Consider the following 19010-nt stretch of genomic DNA (forward strand, 5'->3'; position numbering starts at 1 on the left):
CCGGCAGCTTTCGTCCTATTATAGAATGGAGATCGACCCGGCGGGGCCGCAGCAGGGACAAAAAGATGAATTTGACAAATGGGTTGATCGGGCTGGGACTGCTGACCGGTAATGGCAGCCTGTTGGCGCTCGGTCAGACTGGCACGATAGAAACAAGAGCCATGCGCGATGCCAAAAAGGCGTTCAATCTTGCTCCCACTACACCGCCCTGGGCGGGCACAAGCAAGAATGCACCGGTGTCCGTCCGGGTTTCGCAGATAATGAAACTGGCGAGCCTGATCGACAGCGGCCAGAGTGGATCCAAAACCTTGCCCGAGGACGTGCAGACGAGTTTTGTCGCGTTCAAGGCCCTCGATCGGCTCAAGCTGCTGGCAGACGCGGCCATGAAGGCTGAAAGCGGCGCTGTCCGGGGCAAGCTCGACGCGGCCTTCCAGCGTGGCCTGGTCGATCTGAAGACATATCTATCCGATGCCCCGTCGGACAAGGTGACGCTGGCGTTCGGCCAGGTCCAGCGGCGCTTCGAGACGCTCAAGATCGATGCCCCGCCGCTGTTCGAAACATTGGGCAAGGGACTGAGCAAAACGCGCGACGCGCCGCTGGCGGATCTCACCGGGCAGGAGGTTTTCACGCTTTCCATTACCAGAGGTACCCAATCGTCGCAGTTGCGCGTGGATCTGGCTGCCGGTCCGCAGCCGCCGACGCTTGATTCTGTTGCCGACCTGATCAACGCCACCATCGCCAATGTGAAGATGACCCTGCCCGACGGCTCGATCGCCTTGGATGAGAACGGCGAAGAACGGCGCAAATGGGAAACCGCATTCATAGTCACCAAGGAAACGGGAAGTTGGGGGCTCAAAATCACCACGCCGGGCGGCGAACAGGTCAGCATGGATCAGGAGAATTCCGGCGACAGTCTGGTTCTGGCCGCCGGTCTTTCCCGTTCTGGCAGCGCTGAGGGGACGCGCGTCATGCGGCTGGACAATCCGGTCGCGCTGGACACGCGCATGACCATCGCAAGCCTGTCTGCCATCGACAGCCGAGCGACGGCACTGGCAGTAATCGAAGGCAGCGAACGTGTTACCGTACCTGGCGTGGAACCAGCCCCAACGACGGTCGCGGCGGCATTCTCGGTCAATGCGGTGGTCACGGCAAACGATGGTGGCACCTATCTGATCGGAACGACAGAAGGCGAGATAGGCACCAACCGGCTGGCGGGCGAACGCGATCTCGTGCTCACCCGGCTCAGCAGCGAAGGGGCGATCGTCTGGCAGAAGACGCTGGGAACGAAAGCCGATGTCACCGGTGCCGCAATCAGTTTGGCGCCGAATGGCGACATAGTGATTGCCGGCACGGCTCGTGGCAATGTCGATGGGACCGAAAGCGATGGCGACATGCTCGTCGCGCGCTTTAACTCTGCCGGGCGCGAGCTGTCGACCACGTTGATTCGCGCGATCGGCCAGGATGCCGCGCATGCCCTGACCGTCGGCAACGATGGCTCCATCTATGTCGCCGGGCAAACTCACTCAGGCGCTGACGCGACGATCATCCGGATCGATCCCAACGGCGTGTCCCGAGAGCGGCGATTGATTGACAGCAACGGCAATGACAAGATCTCCGCTCTAGCTATTGCAGGCGATGGCTCTCTGCTCGCCCTGACCCGTGAGGGAAGCGAAACATTCGTGCGCAAATTGGCTGCGCAGGATCTGACCGCAGAGCTCGGCGTCTACGCACTGGGCGATGTCGATGCACGAGTGCTCGCCATAAGCGATGACGGCCGGATTGCGGTCGGCGGGGCGACGACAGCAGCCATCAATGGCGTACAAGCCAATTCCTTAAGTGGCGGGCGCGACGGTTTCGTCGCCCGGATCGAAGCGGACATGTCGGCCGCGCGAATTTCCTATATTGGAACTGCGGCCGACGATCAGGTGGATAGCCTGACCTTTCTCAATGGTGATGTTTATGCAGGCGGGCGGACCACCGGCGATCTCGCCGGCCCACGGGCTGGCAGCATCGACGGTTATGTCGCGCGTCTCGACAGCGCATCGGGCGCGGTCGCCAGTCGCCACCAGGTCGGACTGGCCTTTCACCAAACCGGACCGCTGCATATCGCGGCGGCACCGGGGGGCGACAATGCTCTGGGCGCGCTGGGCCTGCAACGCGGGATTGTCAGCGGGCGCGGTCCCGCCGAACTGATTCTGAAAACCGGTTTAAAAGGTGGCGAAAGCTTCCGAATTGCCGCGGGTGACGGGACGGCACGCCGGATCGAGATTGATACGAATGAGACGATGCAAAGTCTCGCCGACAAACTGCGCGCGGTGCTTGGCAGCAATGCTACGGTTACGACACCCAATACTGCGGCTGGACTTGGGCTGACGATAACCCCCCGCGCAGGGATGGAACTGACGCTTTTTAATGGGCCAGAGGGACGCGACGCGCTCTACAAGCTCGGGCTCGATCCCGGGTTGATCAAGGCCGATGCCGTGCGAACCGACAATGCACCCAAGATCAAGCCTGGCGGAAATTTCAGCCTGAAGCTCGATACAGTTTTTGATCTATCGACCAAGGACGGCGCCGCTCGGGGGGCGGAAATTCTCGACAACGCCATCTCGATGACCAAGACCGCTTATCGCAGCCTATATTGGGATGATTTCAAAGCCCGGCTCGCAGAAGGCGGGCCTGCAGTGGGCGGCGGTTCGGTTTCGCCATATCTGTCGGCCCAGCTTGGCCGGTACCAGGACGCGCTGCAGCGGCTGGGTGGATAATATGTCAAACAAGGAGATTTTTGCATGACCAATCTCGTCGCCGGCCTCGTTGCCGGTATGAAACATCTTGCACAGCGCCAAAATGTGGTGGCTCGTAATATCGCCAATGCCGATACGGCCGGCTACAAGGCGCGCGAGCTTGAAAAACCGGACTTTGCCGCCGCCTTAGGCAAGGCCGGATCTACCGGCATTGCCAAGCCGCGCGTTACGATCAGTCCGGCAATGCAGGCGATTGGCGCGCGTGGCCCCATACTGGCGGGGTCGATGATCCTCGACCAGAATGTAAGCGAAACCAAGCCCGACGGGAATAATGTGACGCTGGAAGACCAGGTGATGAAGCTCGGAACGATCCAGGCAGACTTCACCGCATTGACCGGCCTCTACAAGAAGCAGATGCAGCTGATGCGGATCGCCACGCGCGGCAACTAGACCGCATTCGATCCAGCAACGCACCGAATATCATGCGCGCGGACGCGCACTCTGCGGATATCAGAATGCCGTGTTGATGGAAATCGGTCCGGTGCGATCGGAATGGTTGATTGTGCCGGTGGAATGATAAGAAACTCCGCCATTGCCCGAAGCGCGTTTGGCTTCCCGTGTCAAAGCGTCGAGAAGCTCGCCAGACAATTCCAGCTGTCTTTTCAGTATCTCTGCATTGGCTGAAGCGACGCGGTTCAGTTCGCTGATCACGTCAAACAGCTGCGCCCCTTCTTCGGGCGACAACCGCTCGTCCCAGCCGGTCTGTTCGCGGTTTAGCCGGGCGATCTCGACTTCGAGCTGTCCAACCAGCGTTTGCTTGGCTTTCCCCAGGGCCATGTGATCGGCGAGTTGGGCCGTCAGCGCCAGTTGCTGGGTTTCGTCCGCCATGATTTGGGTCAGCGATCTCGCCAGATCGAGCAACCTGACAAATGATAAATTATTCATTATTCACCTCCCTGCAAGCGGATCATCTGCTCGAGCACGGCCGGCGCCAGGCCGATTCCGCCACGCTCTGCCATCAGGGAGCCGATCTTTTCCGCCATGATCCCGCGAAACATGGCTTCTCCCTGGCCGCCGGAAAACTCCGGGGACTGTTCAACGCTTTCCAACATGATCTTGGCCATCTGCCCCATGAACACGCCTTCGAATTCGCGCGCTGTAGCGGCCATGTCCGCAGCGGTCCGTTTTTCAGACGCAGCTGGCAGGGGTGGCTGGCTGCGGGCAACTGCGACCGGCAGCAGCGGCTGAGACGGATCGCTCATTGAACCATCACTTCCGCTTGAAGGGCACCGGACGTCTTAAGGGCCTGGATTATGGTGATCAGGTCCCGCGGCGATACACCCAATGCGTTCAGTCCTGCGATCAGCGATTGCAGCGACGCACCTTGGTCGATCATGGCGAGTGAAGCGGTGCTTCCATCGTCCACGGAGATATCGGTGCGCGGCACGACGACCGTTTCCCCATTGGAGAATGGTCCCGGTTGGGACGGGATGGGCTGTTCGACTATTGACACTGTTAGCCCACCCTGCGCGATTGCCACCGGGCTGATGCGGACGTCATTGGTCAGCACAACCGTACCCGATGCTTCATTGATGACGATCCGAGCAGGCTGTTCGACAGCCACGTTGAGATTTTCGATTCCCGAGATAAGATCCATGATCTGCCCCTGGCCGGTTGACAACTGCACGGTCGCGGGATCAAGCGGGAGGGCCACACCGGGATAGCGGCCGTTGATAGCCTGCGCGATGCGCTGCGCTGTTGTGAAATCGGGATTTTTCAGTGCCAGTTTCATGTCGCCCGACTGATCGAGTGCGAACGGTACCTCACGTTCGATAATCGCTCCGCTGGCGATCCTGGCGGTTGTCGCAACGCCGCGGGTCACGCTGGAGGCGGCGCCTTGCGCCTTGAAGCCGGAGATTGCCACCGGGCCTTGGGCTACCGCGTAGATCTGCCCATCAAGCGCACGCAGCGAACTGGCGATGAGAATACCGCCTTGCAGACTGGTCGCATCCCCCATGGCTGAAACCTGCACATCAATGCGTGATCCTGTCCGAACAAAAGCAGGCATGGTTGCAGTAATAGAAACCGCTGCGACGTTCTTGGTCCGAAGCTGCGTGTCGCGCACATTGATACCCATGCGTTCGAGCATCGACTGCATCGACTCCTCGGTGAATGGAATATTGCGTGTCTTGTCGCCCGTTCCTGCCAGGCCAACCACCAGTCCATAACCGATGAGCATGTTTTCTCGTACATTCTGGAAATCGACGATGTCCTTGATTCGCGCCTGCTGCTGGGCCACGGCGGCATTTGGCAGGGTCAGTGCAGCGGCTGAAATCACCAGCGTCATGAAACGAAGTATCATTGATGCCGGGATAAATCTTGAAAGCATGGTGTGGGTCCAATTCCTATTGAGTGCACCGTGTCCTATTATAGGATCATGGCGACCTAAGTGGCGTGTGAAGGAGCAGCTTTATGAAGGTGACAGGGCCGGTCGAGCCGATTCGATCACGGACGTACCACCAGACCTCGGATCGCTTCGATCCGAGGGAGGGCAAGGCGAATAATGCTGCCAGTTCAGCTCAGACCGCTTCTCGCCCAATGCAAGTACCGTCCGCACATCCGGCGCCGCCATCAACGTCGATGGCGATGCTGCTCGCCGTGGCCGCCGCCAATCCGGATCGCGAAAAGCGCCGCCGTATCGCCGAACATGGTCAACTCGCGCTCGACCAGCTCGAAGCGCTCGATAACGCGCTGGCATTAGGCACTGTGGACGAGACTTTGATCGCGAGTTTGACCGAATGGGCGCAGCAACTCGGTCTAAATGAACCAGCAGAAGTGGCGGAGATCATGGGAGAAGTGGAACTGCGGCTGAAGGTGGAGCTGGCCAAGCTCAATCGCGCAGTTTGAACGATTATCTTCGTCCGGCTTCTGCTGCCAGTTTCAACACGTAGCTGATGATTTCGGCTACGGCCGCATAATGTTCCACAGGGATCGGCCGGCCCAATTCACCCTGCGCATGGAGTGCCCTGGCGAGCGGCGGACTTTCGACGATCGGCACCCGGGCCTCGCTGGCGATGGCGCGAATGCGCAGGGCGATTGCATCCACACCCTTAGCGACCACGACCGGGGCCGCCATCCCATCGTGATCATATTTGAGTGCGACAGCGAAATGAGTAGGGTTGGTGACGATCACGGTCGCAGTCGGCACATCGCTCATCATTCTGTGGCGGGATTGCTCCATCGCGATTTGACGGATGCGCTGTTTGATTTGCGGATTGCCATCGCTGTCTTTCGACTCGTCTTTCACCTCCTGCAGAGACATCATCATCTTTTTCAGGAAGGTACGGCGTTGATAGGCAAAATCAGCAATGGCCAACACGATCGCCAGCAACGCCACTGCCTGAAGCATGCTGGACAGCAGGCTGTGCGCGATCCTGCCGATGGCTTCGGGGGGGGCCCCGACTACACCGCCAAGTTCCGATGCCTTTGGCCAAACGATAAACATCGTCACTGCGATTACCAACACCAGCTTGGCCAGCGTCTTCGCGAACTCGACCAAGGCCTTTAAGCCAAACAGACGTTTCGCGCCATCCATTGGCGAGAATTTTTTCCAGTTCGGCTTGAGTCTGGCGAAGGCCAGCGTGGGGCGGCCTTGCAAGAACAGAGTGAGGAGGGCGAACACCATCAGGGTGATTAAAATTGGAGTCAAAGCGACGATGAAATGTCCCGCCAAGTAGCCTGCAAAAAGCGATGCTGAGCCCGCATCGAGCGAGACGTCTTCTGCCCCGCCCCACAGGGCTGCGCACAGATCCAACAATCGCGAGAGCGACCAGCCGCCGGTCGCCAAAACCGCAACCATAGCGCAGAACATCGTTGCATGACGCATTTCAGGCGCCGACGCGACCTCGCCTTTTTTGCGCGCCTCCGCTAGCTTGCGGTCGGTCGGATCAAATGTTTTCTCGGCTGCATCACCTTGACTGGCCATATCGCTACACCTGCCATCCGGTGCGGATAAATTCTGCCGTGGCTTCTGCGAAGCCAAGCAGCATGGCACCGATGGTTATACCTACAAGGGCCAGACCAAGCATGAGATTGAGTGGTTGGATCAAGAAGAAGACTTGTATTGTCGGCGCGATGCGGGTCGCCAGTCCCAGCGCCACGTTAAAGACGATGCCGTAGATGACGATGGGCGCAGCCAGTGACACGCCCAGCACCATGGCCTGGCCTGCTACCCCCACGGCCAGTGTTGCGAAATCGGCTGCGGCAGGAAGTCCGCCGACGGGAAACAGGCGGTAGCTGTCGAGGATCGCGCCCAGCCACATATGATGTACGCCCAACGACAGGCACAACAGCGTCGCAGCCAGCGTGGCCAGTTTTGCCAGAACCGGGACCGGTCCGCCCAATGCCTGATCGGCTACGACGGCAGCGGTAAGCCCGACTTGCAGGCTGGCCAGCGATCCGGCAATTGTAATAGCGTAAAAAAACAAACGCACGATCATGCCGATAGCCAGTCCGGTTACCGCTTCGGTAATGATAAGCAAGGCAAGTGTGCCATCGCTTGGTGGGGTGGGTAGGGCTGGACGGATCAGGCCAAATAATGCCAGCGTTAGGCCAAGGGCAAACAACAGACGTATCTGCCCCGGAATCGCGCTCTCCGAAAAGAACGGCAGCACCATCAGCACGGCACCCACCCGGGTGAATGCCACCAAGAGCAATGTTATATGCTGCGGTAGATCGGTCCAATTCAGAGACATGACGCTCCGGTCAACCGCGCGTGATCAATTGACTGATGTCAGCCATCAAATGAGACAGGGTTGCGCCAATCATGGGCAAGCTCATCAGAAAAACAATGCCGATCGCAACCAGCTTGGGCACAAAAGTGAGGGTCATTTCCTGAATCTGAGTAAGGGCCTGAAATAGGCCGATGGCGACACCCACGATCAGGCAAATGAGCAACATCGGCCCGACCACCGTGAGCATGACTATGAAAGCCGAGCCAGCCAGCTCCATAACATCGGCCGGTTCCATCAGATCTGCATCCGCATGATTTCGCCATAAGCGCTTACGACACGATCGCGCACAGCGACCACCGTGTCGAGCGCTTGTTCCGCCGCACCGATTGCGGTGACCACATCGATCAGATTGCCCTTGCCGCCGACCTGCTGCAACCCAACCTGCTCAGCAGTCTTGAGCGATGTGGCTGCGTCGGTAACCATGCCTGAAACCAGCGATCCGAAATCCCCGTTGCTGCCGACTTGCATATCGGCCTGCACACCGGCGATCGGAGTAGTGGACGGTTGGGATGTTGGTAGGGCAGTCCGGCCATAGGCCATTGCGGCGTCAAGCGCACCTATCGTCATAATTGTAAATCCATTTCAAGAGTAAGTGGAGAGATTATCTTAGCAAATCGACCGTGCGCGACAGCATCGCGCGCGCGGCCTCGATTGCGTTTAGATTGGCCTCGTAAGAACGCTGTGCTGCCTTCATATCGGCAGCTTCGACCAATGCGTTTACATTAGGCATTGAGACATATCCGGCGGCATCCGCTGCCGGATGCCCCGGCTGATGAATTCGGCGGAAATCGCTACGGTCGGTTTCCACGCCGTTGACTTTTACACCGACACTGTCAGCGCGGCCAAGTTCTGCCCTGAAATCGACCACACGTCGCCGATAGGGATCGCCGCCGGGTTCCGACGCGGTCGAATCCGCGTTGGCGAGATTTTCCGCGATTACTCGCATCCTGGTCGACTGGGCTTTCAGGCCGCTCGCCGAAATGGTGAGCGAAGTATCAAGTTCGCCAGACATAGGTCCTCCTTTTTTGCCATCGCCCGTGGGGGGCTCTTTCCAATTCTAGGAAAAATTTGCCTAGTAGCGGTCGAAAACGCGAGATTTTTCCTATCAAGGGAAATGAGGAGAGCTTTTTATGTCAGTATTGGGCGATATTTACTTGGATGTTTCCATAGTGCTCGGGACCACGAAGGTTCCGATCCATCAAATCCTGAAAATGAGTCGCGGAGCGATAATTTCGCTCGACGCGTCGCGAGACGATCCATCCGAGGTGCTCGTAAATGGTCGCGCCATCGCACGCGGCGAAGTGCAAGTGCAGAATGAAGGGATATCGCTGGAGATAACCGAAATCATGGAGCGTGAAGTCGAATGATTGAATTTGCCCCCGTTCTGCGCATGTTGGGTGCGCTCGGTATCGTTCTGGGCCTGTTATGGGCTGCCCTGTGGGTCGTCCGTCGCTATCGCATCACGTTGCCCGGTGGGCTGGCAAGCTCCGCGTGGAGCGGCCGAAATGACCGCCGTCTTGAAATAGTAGAACGATTATCACTCGACCAAAAACGCTCCGTGATTATTCTGCGTGCGGATGAACGCGAATATCTGCTGACACTTGCCGGAGATGGTGCTGTGCTGCTCGACAGCTCCGAGGCGTCGGAAGCACCGCAGCGAGAGCGTGACGAGCCGGTTGGGGGTGCCGTAATTCCCTTTAGACAATTCCTTGCCAAGGCCATGCCCGATGGGATGGCCAATCCGCTGCGCCGCCGTGCCGGAGCGACCAAATGAAGTACCACCGCATTCTGCGCATAGCCGTTGGTGGCGCGATTTGCCTGGCCGCCATGGTGACACCGGTGGTGGCGCGTGCGCAGGGACTGGATATCGGACTTGGCGGGGATGGGCCGATGTCAGGGCGGATTATCCAGTTGGTGATGATGATGACGGTGCTGAGCCTGGCCCCGGGCATATTGATGACGATCACTTCATTCACGCGGATTGTGGTTGCCCTTTCGCTATTGCGAAGTGGGTTGGGCGCGCCGGGTGTTCCGCCCAATCCGGTAATTATCAGTCTTGCCCTGTTTCTCAGCTTCTTCGTGATGGCCCCCACATTCGAGCAGGCTTGGGATAATGGGATTACCCCCTATACCGAGGGACGGATCGATGAGACTGCGGCCTTCACCCGCACAGCGGAGCCATTTCGAAAATTCATGCTGGCCGAAGTCAATGAAAGCGATCTTCAGCTGTTCATTGATCTGTCCAAGGAAAAGCCGGTCAGCCGTGCTGAGGTGAGTTTGTCGACGCTGGTCCCGGCCTTCATGATTTCTGAACTGAAACGGGCTTTCGAAATCGGCTTCCTGCTGCTGCTGCCCTTTCTGATTATCGATCTGGCCGTAGCTGCAGTGCTGATGGCGATGGGTATGATGATGCTGCCTCCACCGACCATATCGCTGCCAATGAAGATCATCTTCTTCGTGCTTGTTGATGGCTGGGCTCTTGTCGCTGGGTCATTGGTACGCAGCTTCAGTACTGGCTAGCCGCTGTGCCACGCTGAAATGAGAGAGTTTTATCATTGCGATGAACCCTGCCAATTTGGCTCATTTCATGCGGGCACAGCGCTCGTGATCGCCACGGTCTTGACCCGGCCCTTGCCGAACGCATCTTGCGCCGCCTGCTGAACAAGTCGACGAAATGCTTTGAGATCGGGTAGCAGCCCGTCTTTACCTGCAGCCATAGGTGTCCGGTAGGCACGCATGTTGATCGCATGACGGATCAGAGGCAGGCGCGCCGTGATATCCTCTACCTGATCCAGTTCCACTTCGAGACTGATGGTGAAAGTGGCATAGCCCGCGAGTTGCCCGTTAGCGAAGGCCAGCGGGGTGATGATATCCGCCACTTCGACGAACGCGAGTTCAGTTTCCGTCACAGTCTGTTCTGCTGTCTCAAGCCCGAGGACGCGAGCTGTGCTGAACGCAGCGCCGACACCGGTCACACCGCCGCCGACAAGGATCGCAAGAGGGAGGAATATGGATTTGAGATTGGGCATCGCTGGCGCCGTTCAGAACTGGAAGTCGGTCGTGGCAGGGAGCAGCGAACCTTGCGGTTCGAGTACGATTGTAATACGTCGATTTTCGGGGCGCTCGGGCTGTCCGGGATAAACCGGCTGGGTACCCGCCATGGCCACGATCCTGGCAAAGCGATCGGCGGAGAGGCCGGCCCCGGCCATGGCGCGGTGCGCGCTATGCGCACGCTGGCCCGAGAGCTGCCAGTTGTTTTCCGACAGACCGCCTACTCCGTCAGTATGGCCCTCAATCGCCAGTTGCATCCGTGATCCGGAGACATTGCGGGCAATCCGAGCCAGCAAGTTACGGGCAAAGTCGTTGAGTTGTGCGGTATTGGGTTTAAACATCGACCGGCGGGAGCTGTCCATCAGATCGATCCTCAGGCTGTCTGGGGTCTGTTCGAAGCGGATATGTTCCTTCGCGGCACGCCCCTCTTCGGACGACGAGATCGATATGCGCAATTCCTGGGCCATGACCCGCAAGGGGGCGTCAGGCACACGAGCCTCCCCGCCGCGCGCAACGCCGGCAGTTGCGGCTTCCGATGCCGGCGTGCCCTGCGAGACAACAGTATCGCCAGCAGCATTGCTCGATGCGCCGCCAGCTGAGCTGCTGCCAGCGCCCGATGAGGCTTGCGCAGAAGTTACCGTGAAATAAGTCGCCAATCCCTTGAGCACTTCCTTGTCGGGAACGCTCAGCAGCCACAAGAGCATGAAGAAAGCCATCATGGCTGTCACGAAGTCTGCATAGGCCACTTTCCAGGCGCCACCGTGATGCCCGCCAGAAACTTTCTTGACCCGTTTGATGATGATCGGGCGCTGATCATTTTGCCCTGCAGCCATCTCAGTCCGCCTCGCGGCATGCTCGGTGCAAGCGCTGCTGGATCGCCTCGAGGCTCACCATGTCAACTGCCTGCGCGCCCGAGATACCTTGCGCCATATGATCGAGTACCCTAGCTGTTTCCTCGGCGCTCTGGATCACCAAGTCAAATTGCTGGAAGCTTTCAATATGATTCAGGATAAAGTCCTCGTCGCCCATTACATTATGGGCGATTCCGGTCACGATCGTTCCTATTTGGCGCAACTCCGCCGCCAAAGCGCGGCACAATGGAGACACGTCAGACTGGATGGTAGAGAAAGCGTTCATGAATATTCCTAGTTCGATAGGCAGGTTGTGTCGTCAGAAGAGTTCGATGTCGTTGGTGGGCAGCGTTTGGGGCATCTGCTTGGGTAGCGGTACTTCATCTTGTACAGTCATCGCGCGAGCCTTGCCTGCAAACGGTTGGAATTCCACCCGCCGTGCGGCCTTGCCCCCGGTATCGAAAACGCCCACCGAAATATTTTCGGTCTCCATGAAGCGCAATGCGAAGGCGGCATTCTGGCTACCGATATGGCCCAATCCCGCTATCAAATTTGCGCCGCCGTAAATCTGGGCACGCAGATTTTCCCGGCGAGCCCCGCGCTTCATCAAGGCGTTAATCAGCACCTCTATCGCATGGCTGCCATAGCGTTGAAAGGTATCGTCACGCTGCTCTGTGCTGTCGCCTGGCTCGCCCAACAGGAAATGGTTCATGCCGCCCAATCGCGCCACACCGTCGTAAAGGCAAACGGCCACACAGGACCCCAGCAGCGTAGTGATCAAGACGTTGCCATCTCCGCTCACGGCGTGTTCGCCCTGAACGATATTGATCCGCTGAATTGGTATATGCTCCTGCTTCATCAACTCAATTCACCAAAGACTCGTTCGATTTTTTCCTTCAGCGCAGCGGCGGAGAAAGGTTTGATGATATAGTTGTTGACCCCGGCCTCCGCTGCCATTTTGACGACTTCGGCATCGGCGGTGCCGGTTAGCATGATAAACACGGTTTTGCCGATCACCGGGTCGGCGCGTACTTGCCGCAGAAAATCGAGCCCGTCCATGTCGGGCATATTGTAGTCCGACACGATCAAATGGACCCGATTGGTGCGGACATCGTCAAGCGCTTCGGCAGCACCGGGCTTGTCGCGTACATCTTTGAAGCCGAGATCCTGCAAGGTGCGCCGGATCATGGCGCGCATGCTGGATTGATCGTCGACGACCATTACTTTTATTGCGGATGCGGCAGGCATTGCATGGTACCCTTTTCTCTGATCTCAGTTGGTTCGACAGGCGGCGAGCATGGGAACTGGCAGCGCGGACAGAGCCAGTTCGCGTTCGACTGCGCCCCTTTCCATTGCCGCTCGCGGCATGCCGTAGATTACGCAGCTCTCTGCAGATTGACCGAAGGTCGCTGCGCCCGCTTGGCGCATGGTGCGCAGACCATCGGCGCCGTCTTCGCCCATCCCGGTAAGGATGGTGCCGACAGCGGCGGTTGGCGGGCATTGTTTGGCGACCGAATGGAACAATACGTCGACCGATGGACTATGCCCGGTCACAGCGGGGCCGGGTTTCAGGCGGATAGTCCCGCGCGGCCCGCCTAATATCGTCATGTGGCGCGAGCCTCCCGGTGCGATATATATCCTGCCCGGGCGTATCGGCATCGCATCCTCCGCTTCGACCACCGTGGCGGCACATGAATTGTCCAGACGCTTAGCGAACCCTGCAGTGAAACCCTCTGGCATATGCTGGACGATGAGCACGGGCGGGCAATCCGCAGGGAAGGCTGGAAGGATCGAAAACAGCGCTTCGACTCCGCCGGTAGATGACCCGATGGCAATCAGCGCGTCCTCTCGAAAATCCCCTCCCTCCTGGGGCTTGACGGCAGTGTGGTTCGCACCAAGCATTCCCGTACGGGTCGAAGCGCCGGCGGCGGCCTTTACGATTTTGCGGATTGAATGCCCATAGGCCAGCAAATCGTCGGCCTGGCCCGTCGGCTTGGAAATGCATTCAACCGCGCCCAAGCGCAGGGCTTCGATGGTCACCTCAGCACCATGGGCAGTAAGCGTTGAACACATTACGACCGGCATCGGGCGCAAACGCATGATTTTCTCGAGAAAGGACAAACCGTCCATACCGGGCATTTCGACATCGAGTGTCAGTACATCAGGATCAAGCCGCTTGATCATGTCGCGCGCTACGAAGGGGTCGGGCGCTGACCCTACCACCTCAATGTCCCCATCGGCCGCAAGTATATTTGCCAGCACGGCACGCATGGCGGCGCTATCGTCGACAATCATTGCCCGGATCGTGCGGCTTGCGGCGGTATCGTCCGCGAGTTTGACGGGTGCGTTCATACCTTGCTTCCGTTCCTGCGATAAATTGTCTGGCCGCATTTTTCGAACAACCCGTCAGCGCTTCCAGTCAGGCGTTCGCTATGTCCGATATAAAGGTGGCCATCCGGGTTCATTGCGGTCGCCATTTTTTGCTGCAACTCGGCCTGCGCCACTTCTTCAAAATAAATCATCACATTACGGCAGAAAATTACGTCGAACGCGCCGCGCATTGGCCAGTTGGCGAAAAGATTCAGCGGACGAGCAGTGATCAGAGCACGCACTTCGGGTTTCATGGCGAACCCGTCAGGCGTCTTGTCCATCCACCGGTCACGATAGCGAACCGGAACCGGCTCGACCGTGCTGGCCGAATATTCACCGCGCGCAACGGCTGCGACCACTGGTGGACTGATATCAGTCGCCAGCAGCTTTACATCGTTCTTGAATACCCAGTCGCCGTCATTGCGGCCTGGTCCGAGCAAGCACATCGCGAGAGTGTAAATCTCTTCCCCGCTCGAACAGCCGGCCGACCAGATGCGCACTTTGTCGCCTGCCAGCGCGCTTCGCTTCAGCTTGGGCAAGACGGTCTCGCACAGATGATCAAAATGATGGGCTTCACGGAAAAAATGCGTGTGATTAGTTGTCAGTGAAGTCACCATTTCGGCCCGTTCCTGCGCATCACGCTCAACGAGATCGAGATATTCGGAATAGCTGGCCAGACCGTGAAGCCGGACACGCCGAGCCAGTCGTGATTCCACGAGCGTGGTCTTGCTTTCGACCAAATGGATGCGGGCTTCGCGCTGCATGATCGCGGCGATCACCGCGAAGTCACGCGAGCCCATTCCGGCCAGGGCGGTTAGTGAAGACATCTCGATCCTCAAGCCGCAAGATCGAGATGCCGGGTAACGCTCAGCTTCTCGAGATTGAGGAGTGAGACCATGATCTCGTCCTTTTCACCCTCTTCCGCTCGCCCGCGGCGGCTTACCTGAACCAGCCCGTCGATGACATTTGCATCGTCCGTCTCGATATCGGGTGCCGGCTGGATATCCTCACGGTTGATGGTGACAATATCGGCCACTTCATCGACGAGGAAACCCGCTTGCTTTTCGCCAATATTGACCACAAGTATGCACGAGCGATCATGCAACTGGCTGGGCGGCCAGCCAAGCCGCTCGGCGAGACCAATAACAGGAACGACGTGGCCGCGCAGGTTTGTTACGCCCTTGATGAAGCTAGGAACACTAGGCAGGGGCGTAGGATCTTCCCATTCGCGAATTTCGACCAAGGCTGCCATTTCGATCGCGAACATTTGCTCGCTCAGCCGAAAAGTTACCATCTTGGTATCACCCATAGTTTTTTCTTCACTCATGCTGCTAGTCCTTTCAGGTTAAATTTGGCTTGGGTGGCGGTCGACGCGACCAACGCATCGATGTCGAGGATCAAGGCGATGGACCCATCACCCAATATGGTCGCGCCGCCGAGCCCACGAATGGGATAGAGGTTCTGGTCGAGGCTCTTGATGACGACCTCGCGTCGATCTTCAATGGTATCGACCAGCAGGCCCATGCGGCCCGCCTCGCTTTCGACGATAATGACCACCGCGTCGTCGCCAGCTTGGCGTTCGCTGACAAGGCTGAATAACTCGGTTGCTCGCTGGACTGGCACAAAATCGCCGCGCAACTCGATCACTTCGCTAGTCGGCGAGACGGGGCTCACTTGGCCGAAATCGGGTTTAACGGTTTCGACCACGCTGGCCAGTGGCAGAACATAGCGTTGCCCGGCGACGCGCACGATCATGCCATCAAGGATGGCCAGAGTAAGCGGCAAGACCATCGTGAAAGTCGTGCCTTGGCCAGGAACGGAAACGATTTCCACCCGGCCGCCAAGCGCTTCCACATTCGACCGAACGACATCCATACCCACGCCCCGCCCGGATATGTTCGATACGGTTTCCGCGGTCGAGAACCCGGGCGCGCAGATAAGGTTATCGATCTCTTCGTTGGTCAGCTGCGCATCGCTGGAAATAATGCCCTTCTCGATCGCCTTGGCTTTCACCCGTTCGCGATCAATTCCACGGCCATCATCTTTGACGCGCAGGAAAATGCGCGCACCCTTTTGTTCAGCGGAGAGTTGGAGGACGCCTTTGGAACTTTTTCCCGACGCTTCGCGCTCTTCAGGCAGCTCAATCCCGTGATCGACCGCGTTCCGGATCATATGTGTCAGCGGTTCGCCGATTTTTTCGATCACGCCCTTGTCGACTTCGGTCGTCTCACCGACCATTTCAAGTTCAACCTGTTTTCCGGTTTCGGCGCATAGTTCGCGCACGATGCGGGGCACCCGGCTGAACGCCTGGCGCACTGGCTGGGCGCGCAGCGACATTACGTTGTCCTGGATCTCGCGCGTCAGTCGCGCGAGTTCGGGCAGTTCCACGCGTTGCTGATCGGCTGCCGACAAGCGGTCGGACAGGATCGAGTTACGGATCACCAGTTCTCCGACCAGGTTCAGCAGCATGTCGAGCTTGGTCACGTCGACGCGGATGGTTTGGGGGATGATCGTTTCCACCTTGGCTTCACTGCCGCTTTCGGATGCCGCAGGCAGCGGTGCCGAAGCGGTGCTTTCAATAGCATCGCTGGCCACCGGATCGATTAGAGCGACCGCATCCACAGGAGCCGGATTGACCGGAGCATCCCGCTGGATTTCAATGACCGAACTCGGCGGTACGAAATCAAAGCATTCGTGCAAGGCAGTTTCTTCAACCGTGCCCGGTGCTTCCAAATTATAGGACAAGTAACTGTTTTCAGGTTCGAGCTCGCGCAAAGGCGGTAATTGATCGTCGATCGACACCAGCTTGCCGCCCAGCCGCTCGACCTCGCGAATGACGAGCAGGGGTTCGCCACCATTGGCCAGCGCTTCCCGTGATGGGGTGAAACGGATCGTCCAGGCGGCTGGCTCAGCGAGCCCGAACTCATCAAGCTCCGCGCTGACCGGCTGAAAATCGAAACCATCCCCATCCAGATCGTCGAGCGATACAGCTACCGGCTGAAACCCGCCGTCATCGTCCGTGGTAGCGCTCGCACCGTTATCATTTTCGAGCCCTGCCCCAACTGCAGGCTGTCCCAGAGCAAGCTGCAAGGAGGCGAGAGCAGCCGCGTCGTCCGGCGGGCTACCACCAGAACGGGCCGCACCAACGTGGTCGCTGAGGACGTCGAAGGCCGACAGCATTACCCGGCAAACAGTCTCGTCCGCCTTGATCTTTTCTCCACGCACGTCGTCGAGCAAATTTTCGAAAACATGTGCAAAATCCTGCAACGCGGAATGGCCAAAGGCTCCCGCGCCGCCCTTGATCGAATGAACCGCGCGGAATACGCCGGCGATTACATCGACGGACGCATCACCGTCTGCCATCGCAGAAAGGCCTGCCTCGGCAGTGCCAAGTCCTTCTTCGGCTTCTTCGAAGAAGATCGCCTGAATGTCTTCATAATCGTCGCTCATGGGCACACCTTCCGGATCGCCGCACCCAGTTTTTCCGGGTCAAAGGGTTTGGTTATCCAACCGGTCGCGCCGGCAGAGCGGGCGCGGGCCTTCTTTTCGTCGGAAAATTCGGTAGACAGCACGAGGATAGGTATCCCGCGAAACGCGGATTCTGCTCGCACGGCTTCGATCAGTTCGAAACCGTCCATCTTCGGCATGTTGATGTCGGTAATCAGCAGATCGGGCCGCACCTCGTGCATTCGCGCCAGGCCGTGCTCACCATCTTCAGCGTCCTCGATCGCGAAGCCCTGCTTGGTAAGCGAAGCCTTGAGCAACATGCGCATACTCGGCGAATCGTCGACGGTCAGGATCTTCTTGCTCATTTGTTTGTCCCTTCATCTTGACTGTCGGCATCGGACAAGTCCGCGTCGATGCCGGCTACGCTCGGCTCTCCAGTCAGTTTATCAATCCCATAAGCGGCGAATTGCGCCGTCAGCTGGTCGTTAAGGCCACGAATGGCGAACTTTATGTCCTCACGTTCCGCATCGCGTTGCGCGGCGATGAGCAATTGCAGCACAGCTTGGCCGATCACGACGGTGTCGCCGGCATCGATCACTAGGCCGTCAGGATTATCGAACGCCAGGACCAGACCGGCACGCAAGTCCTCGGCGGTTGTCGTGGTGCAGTTCACCGGCAGGTATAGGGCGCCGTCAGGCATTGGCTGTTCGCAGGTCATTTTTGGCCTCATCGAGTATAGTTTCGAGTTGAAGGAAGTTCGGTGCCCATTCGGACGGGACCATCCGGCGGGCGATTTCGATCGCGACCGGAATAGGCAATCCTTGCGCGTAACCCACAATCGCGGTCTTCGCGATGTGAAAGGCGCGGGATTCCTGCTCGACGATTTCGAGCAATTTCCAGGCGAGAGGTCCGACGAAACAATAGGCTAGCAGGACGCCAAGAAAGGTTCCGACGAGTGCGCCGCCGATCATTCCGCCCAGGATATTGGCGGGCTGATCGATTGATCCCATGGTCTTGATCACGCCGAGGACAGCGGCGACGATCCCGATCGCGGGCAGGCCGTCGGCCATGATCTGTAAGGCGTGCTGCGGTGCTAGCGCTTCATGATGGTGTCGTTCGATATCGGCCTCCATCGCGTCTGCCAATTGGTATGGATCTTCGAAATTGACCGTCATCATACGCAGATAATCGGCAACAAATTCGATCAGATGGTGGTCGGCCAGCAAGCGCGGATAGCGAGAGAAGATTTCACTCTCTTCCGGATTGTCGAGATGCGGCTCGATTGCAGTAGCTCCACCGGTACGAAACGTGGTCAACAACGTGAACAGGAGGGTCAGCAGGTCGCTGTAATCATTATCTTTGCGGCGCGAACCCTTGAAGGAATGGATGACGCCGATACCGGCCTTTTTCACCGTACCGATGGAATTGGATACAAGAAATGCACCGATCGAAGCGCCGCCGATAGCCAGCATTTCGTGCGGCAAAGCATGCAGCACGATGTCCAGCTTGCCTCCGCTCAAGAGAAAGCTGCCGAACACACATACAAGAATGACGATGTAACCGACGCCATTGAGCATAACCCTACGAAACTCCCTAATTACCTCAGGCCCAACGCTTGAACCTGAAATCTATATTGGAATGATAGGATGATTGCTTGCCAGCAGGCGTACCAAACGGTGCTTTACTTCACCATGTTCAATCGAGGGCAGATTGAAAATGCGCGTTTTGCGTGCTCACGGCCCGTCAAATCCGCTAAA

26 protein-coding genes are annotated in these 19010 nt (G+C 58.1%); 6 read left to right on the forward strand and 20 right to left on the reverse strand.

The genetic code is table 11. The features are described from left to right. Positions 1-65 precede the first annotated feature (65 nt). Both AZE99_RS12800 and AZE99_RS12805 read left to right on the forward strand, forming a co-directional pair. Positions 66-2762, forward strand: coding sequence for a hypothetical protein (locus tag AZE99_RS12800; RefSeq protein WP_067201791.1), 2697 nt, complete (start codon positions 66-68; stop codon positions 2760-2762). 24 nt (positions 2763-2786) lie between these two features. Further along, the gene (locus AZE99_RS12805; protein ID WP_067201794.1) at positions 2787-3191 is read left to right on the forward strand and encodes a flagellar basal body rod protein FlgB; all 405 of its coding nucleotides are present in this window, start codon (positions 2787-2789) and stop codon (positions 3189-3191) included. A gap of 60 nt (positions 3192-3251) precedes the next feature. Here AZE99_RS12805 and AZE99_RS12810 read toward each other — a convergent pair whose 3' ends face one another. From AZE99_RS12810 to AZE99_RS12820, 3 genes are read right to left on the reverse strand one after another with little or no spacing between them, the layout of a single operon-like run. Then, on the reverse strand, positions 3252-3686 hold the full coding sequence (locus AZE99_RS12810) for a hypothetical protein (RefSeq protein ID WP_067201796.1): 435 nt from the start codon (positions 3684-3686) through the stop codon (positions 3252-3254). Beyond that, positions 3686-4003, reverse strand: a complete 318-nt coding sequence (locus AZE99_RS12815) for a rod-binding protein (RefSeq protein ID WP_067201799.1) — start codon at positions 4001-4003, stop codon at positions 3686-3688. Before AZE99_RS12815 ends, AZE99_RS12810 begins: the two co-directional genes overlap by 1 nt. Next, positions 4000-5130: a flagellar basal body P-ring protein FlgI gene (locus tag AZE99_RS12820; protein ID WP_231862613.1), complete on the reverse strand. Its 1131-nt coding sequence runs from the start codon at positions 5128-5130 to the stop codon at positions 4000-4002. The genes AZE99_RS12815 and AZE99_RS12820 overlap by 4 nt, the downstream gene beginning before the upstream one ends. An 83-nt stretch (positions 5131-5213) precedes the next feature. Here AZE99_RS12820 and AZE99_RS15970 point away from each other — a divergent pair, with 83 nt between their 5' ends. Next, positions 5214-5648, forward strand: a complete 435-nt coding sequence (locus AZE99_RS15970) for a flagellar assembly protein FliX (protein WP_082788374.1) — start codon at positions 5214-5216, stop codon at positions 5646-5648. Between the two features lie 4 nt (positions 5649-5652). Here AZE99_RS15970 and flhB read toward each other — a convergent pair whose 3' ends face one another. Genes flhB through flgC form a run of 5 tightly spaced genes read right to left on the reverse strand, consistent with a single transcriptional unit; the run spans position 5653 to position 8546 of the window. Then, positions 5653-6726 carry a flagellar biosynthesis protein FlhB gene (flhB, locus tag AZE99_RS12830; RefSeq protein WP_067201806.1) on the reverse strand — a complete coding sequence of 358 codons (1074 nt, stop codon included), beginning with the start codon at positions 6724-6726 and terminating at the stop codon, positions 5653-5655. A 4-nt stretch (positions 6727-6730) separates the two neighbouring features. After that, entirely contained in the window at positions 6731-7495 is a 765-nt protein-coding gene (fliR, locus tag AZE99_RS12835) for a flagellar biosynthetic protein FliR (protein WP_067201809.1), read from the reverse strand. Positions 7496-7505: 10 nt separating this feature from the next. Continuing rightward, complete coding sequence (locus AZE99_RS12840; RefSeq protein WP_067201812.1) at positions 7506-7769, reverse strand: flagellar biosynthetic protein FliQ; 264 nt, start codon at positions 7767-7769, stop codon at positions 7506-7508. After that, positions 7769-8101: a flagellar hook-basal body complex protein FliE gene (locus AZE99_RS12845; protein WP_067201814.1), complete on the reverse strand. Its 333-nt coding sequence runs from the start codon at positions 8099-8101 to the stop codon at positions 7769-7771. Before AZE99_RS12845 ends, AZE99_RS12840 begins: the two co-directional genes overlap by 1 nt. 34 nt (positions 8102-8135) lie before the next feature. Beyond that, positions 8136-8546 carry a flagellar basal body rod protein FlgC gene (gene flgC, locus AZE99_RS12850; RefSeq protein WP_067201817.1) on the reverse strand — a complete coding sequence of 137 codons (411 nt, stop codon included), beginning with the start codon at positions 8544-8546 and terminating at the stop codon, positions 8136-8138. 118 nt (positions 8547-8664) lie between these two features. Here flgC and AZE99_RS12855 point away from each other — a divergent pair, with 118 nt between their 5' ends. The 3 genes from AZE99_RS12855 to fliP are packed head-to-tail and all read left to right on the forward strand — an operon-like array spanning position 8665 to position 10054. Beyond that, positions 8665-8901: a FliM/FliN family flagellar motor switch protein gene (locus AZE99_RS12855; RefSeq protein ID WP_067201820.1), complete on the forward strand. Its 237-nt coding sequence runs from the start codon at positions 8665-8667 to the stop codon at positions 8899-8901. Beyond that, positions 8898-9308: a FliO/MopB family protein gene (locus AZE99_RS12860; protein ID WP_067201823.1), complete on the forward strand. Its 411-nt coding sequence runs from the start codon at positions 8898-8900 to the stop codon at positions 9306-9308. The genes AZE99_RS12855 and AZE99_RS12860 overlap by 4 nt, the downstream gene beginning before the upstream one ends. Then, a complete protein-coding gene (fliP, locus tag AZE99_RS12865; protein ID WP_082788375.1) occupies positions 9305-10054 on the forward strand; it encodes a flagellar type III secretion system pore protein FliP in 750 nt (249 codons plus the stop codon). Before AZE99_RS12860 ends, fliP begins: the two co-directional genes overlap by 4 nt. A gap of 65 nt (positions 10055-10119) precedes the next feature. Here the strand turns inward: fliP and AZE99_RS12870 are convergent, their stop codons facing one another. Genes AZE99_RS12870 through motA form a run of 12 tightly spaced genes read right to left on the reverse strand, consistent with a single transcriptional unit; the run spans position 10120 to position 18830 of the window. Then, positions 10120-10563 (reverse strand): hypothetical protein, encoded by a 444-nt coding sequence (locus AZE99_RS12870; protein ID WP_067201827.1) that lies wholly within the window; start codon positions 10561-10563, stop codon positions 10120-10122. Between the two features lie 12 nt (positions 10564-10575). Further along, positions 10576-11418 (reverse strand): flagellar motor protein MotB, encoded by an 843-nt coding sequence (locus tag AZE99_RS12875; RefSeq protein WP_067201831.1) that lies wholly within the window; start codon positions 11416-11418, stop codon positions 10576-10578. Between the two features lies 1 nt (position 11419). Continuing rightward, positions 11420-11722 carry a hypothetical protein gene (locus tag AZE99_RS12880; protein WP_067201834.1) on the reverse strand — a complete coding sequence of 101 codons (303 nt, stop codon included), beginning with the start codon at positions 11720-11722 and terminating at the stop codon, positions 11420-11422. Between the two features lie 33 nt (positions 11723-11755). After that, positions 11756-12238, reverse strand: coding sequence for a chemotaxis protein CheD (locus AZE99_RS12885; RefSeq protein WP_443027767.1), 483 nt, complete (start codon positions 12236-12238; stop codon positions 11756-11758). Between the two features lie 56 nt (positions 12239-12294). Beyond that, on the reverse strand, positions 12295-12684 hold the full coding sequence (locus tag AZE99_RS12890) for a response regulator (protein WP_067201836.1): 390 nt from the start codon (positions 12682-12684) through the stop codon (positions 12295-12297). A 24-nt stretch (positions 12685-12708) separates the two neighbouring features. Next, positions 12709-13788 (reverse strand): protein-glutamate methylesterase/protein-glutamine glutaminase, encoded by a 1080-nt coding sequence (locus AZE99_RS12895; protein ID WP_067201839.1) that lies wholly within the window; start codon positions 13786-13788, stop codon positions 12709-12711. Then, positions 13785-14633, reverse strand: a complete 849-nt coding sequence (locus AZE99_RS12900) for a CheR family methyltransferase (protein ID WP_067203675.1) — start codon at positions 14631-14633, stop codon at positions 13785-13787. Before AZE99_RS12900 ends, AZE99_RS12895 begins: the two co-directional genes overlap by 4 nt. Before the next feature lie 8 nt (positions 14634-14641). Then, on the reverse strand, positions 14642-15133 hold the full coding sequence (locus tag AZE99_RS12905; RefSeq protein ID WP_067201842.1) for a chemotaxis protein CheW: 492 nt from the start codon (positions 15131-15133) through the stop codon (positions 14642-14644). Next, positions 15130-17256 carry a chemotaxis protein CheA gene (locus tag AZE99_RS12910; RefSeq protein ID WP_067201845.1) on the reverse strand — a complete coding sequence of 709 codons (2127 nt, stop codon included), beginning with the start codon at positions 17254-17256 and terminating at the stop codon, positions 15130-15132. The genes AZE99_RS12905 and AZE99_RS12910 overlap by 4 nt, the downstream gene beginning before the upstream one ends. Further along, positions 17253-17618: a response regulator gene (locus AZE99_RS12915; RefSeq protein ID WP_067201848.1), complete on the reverse strand. Its 366-nt coding sequence runs from the start codon at positions 17616-17618 to the stop codon at positions 17253-17255. Before AZE99_RS12915 ends, AZE99_RS12910 begins: the two co-directional genes overlap by 4 nt. Beyond that, positions 17615-17953 (reverse strand): STAS domain-containing protein, encoded by a 339-nt coding sequence (locus AZE99_RS12920; protein WP_067201852.1) that lies wholly within the window; start codon positions 17951-17953, stop codon positions 17615-17617. The genes AZE99_RS12915 and AZE99_RS12920 overlap by 4 nt, the downstream gene beginning before the upstream one ends. Then, complete coding sequence (gene motA / locus AZE99_RS12925) at positions 17946-18830, reverse strand: flagellar motor stator protein MotA (RefSeq protein ID WP_067201855.1); 885 nt, start codon at positions 18828-18830, stop codon at positions 17946-17948. The genes AZE99_RS12920 and motA overlap by 8 nt, the downstream gene beginning before the upstream one ends. Positions 18831-19010: the final 180 nt, after the last annotated feature.

The organism is Sphingorhabdus sp. M41 (assembly GCF_001586275.1).
Lineage (GTDB): Bacteria > Pseudomonadota > Alphaproteobacteria > Sphingomonadales > Sphingomonadaceae > Parasphingorhabdus.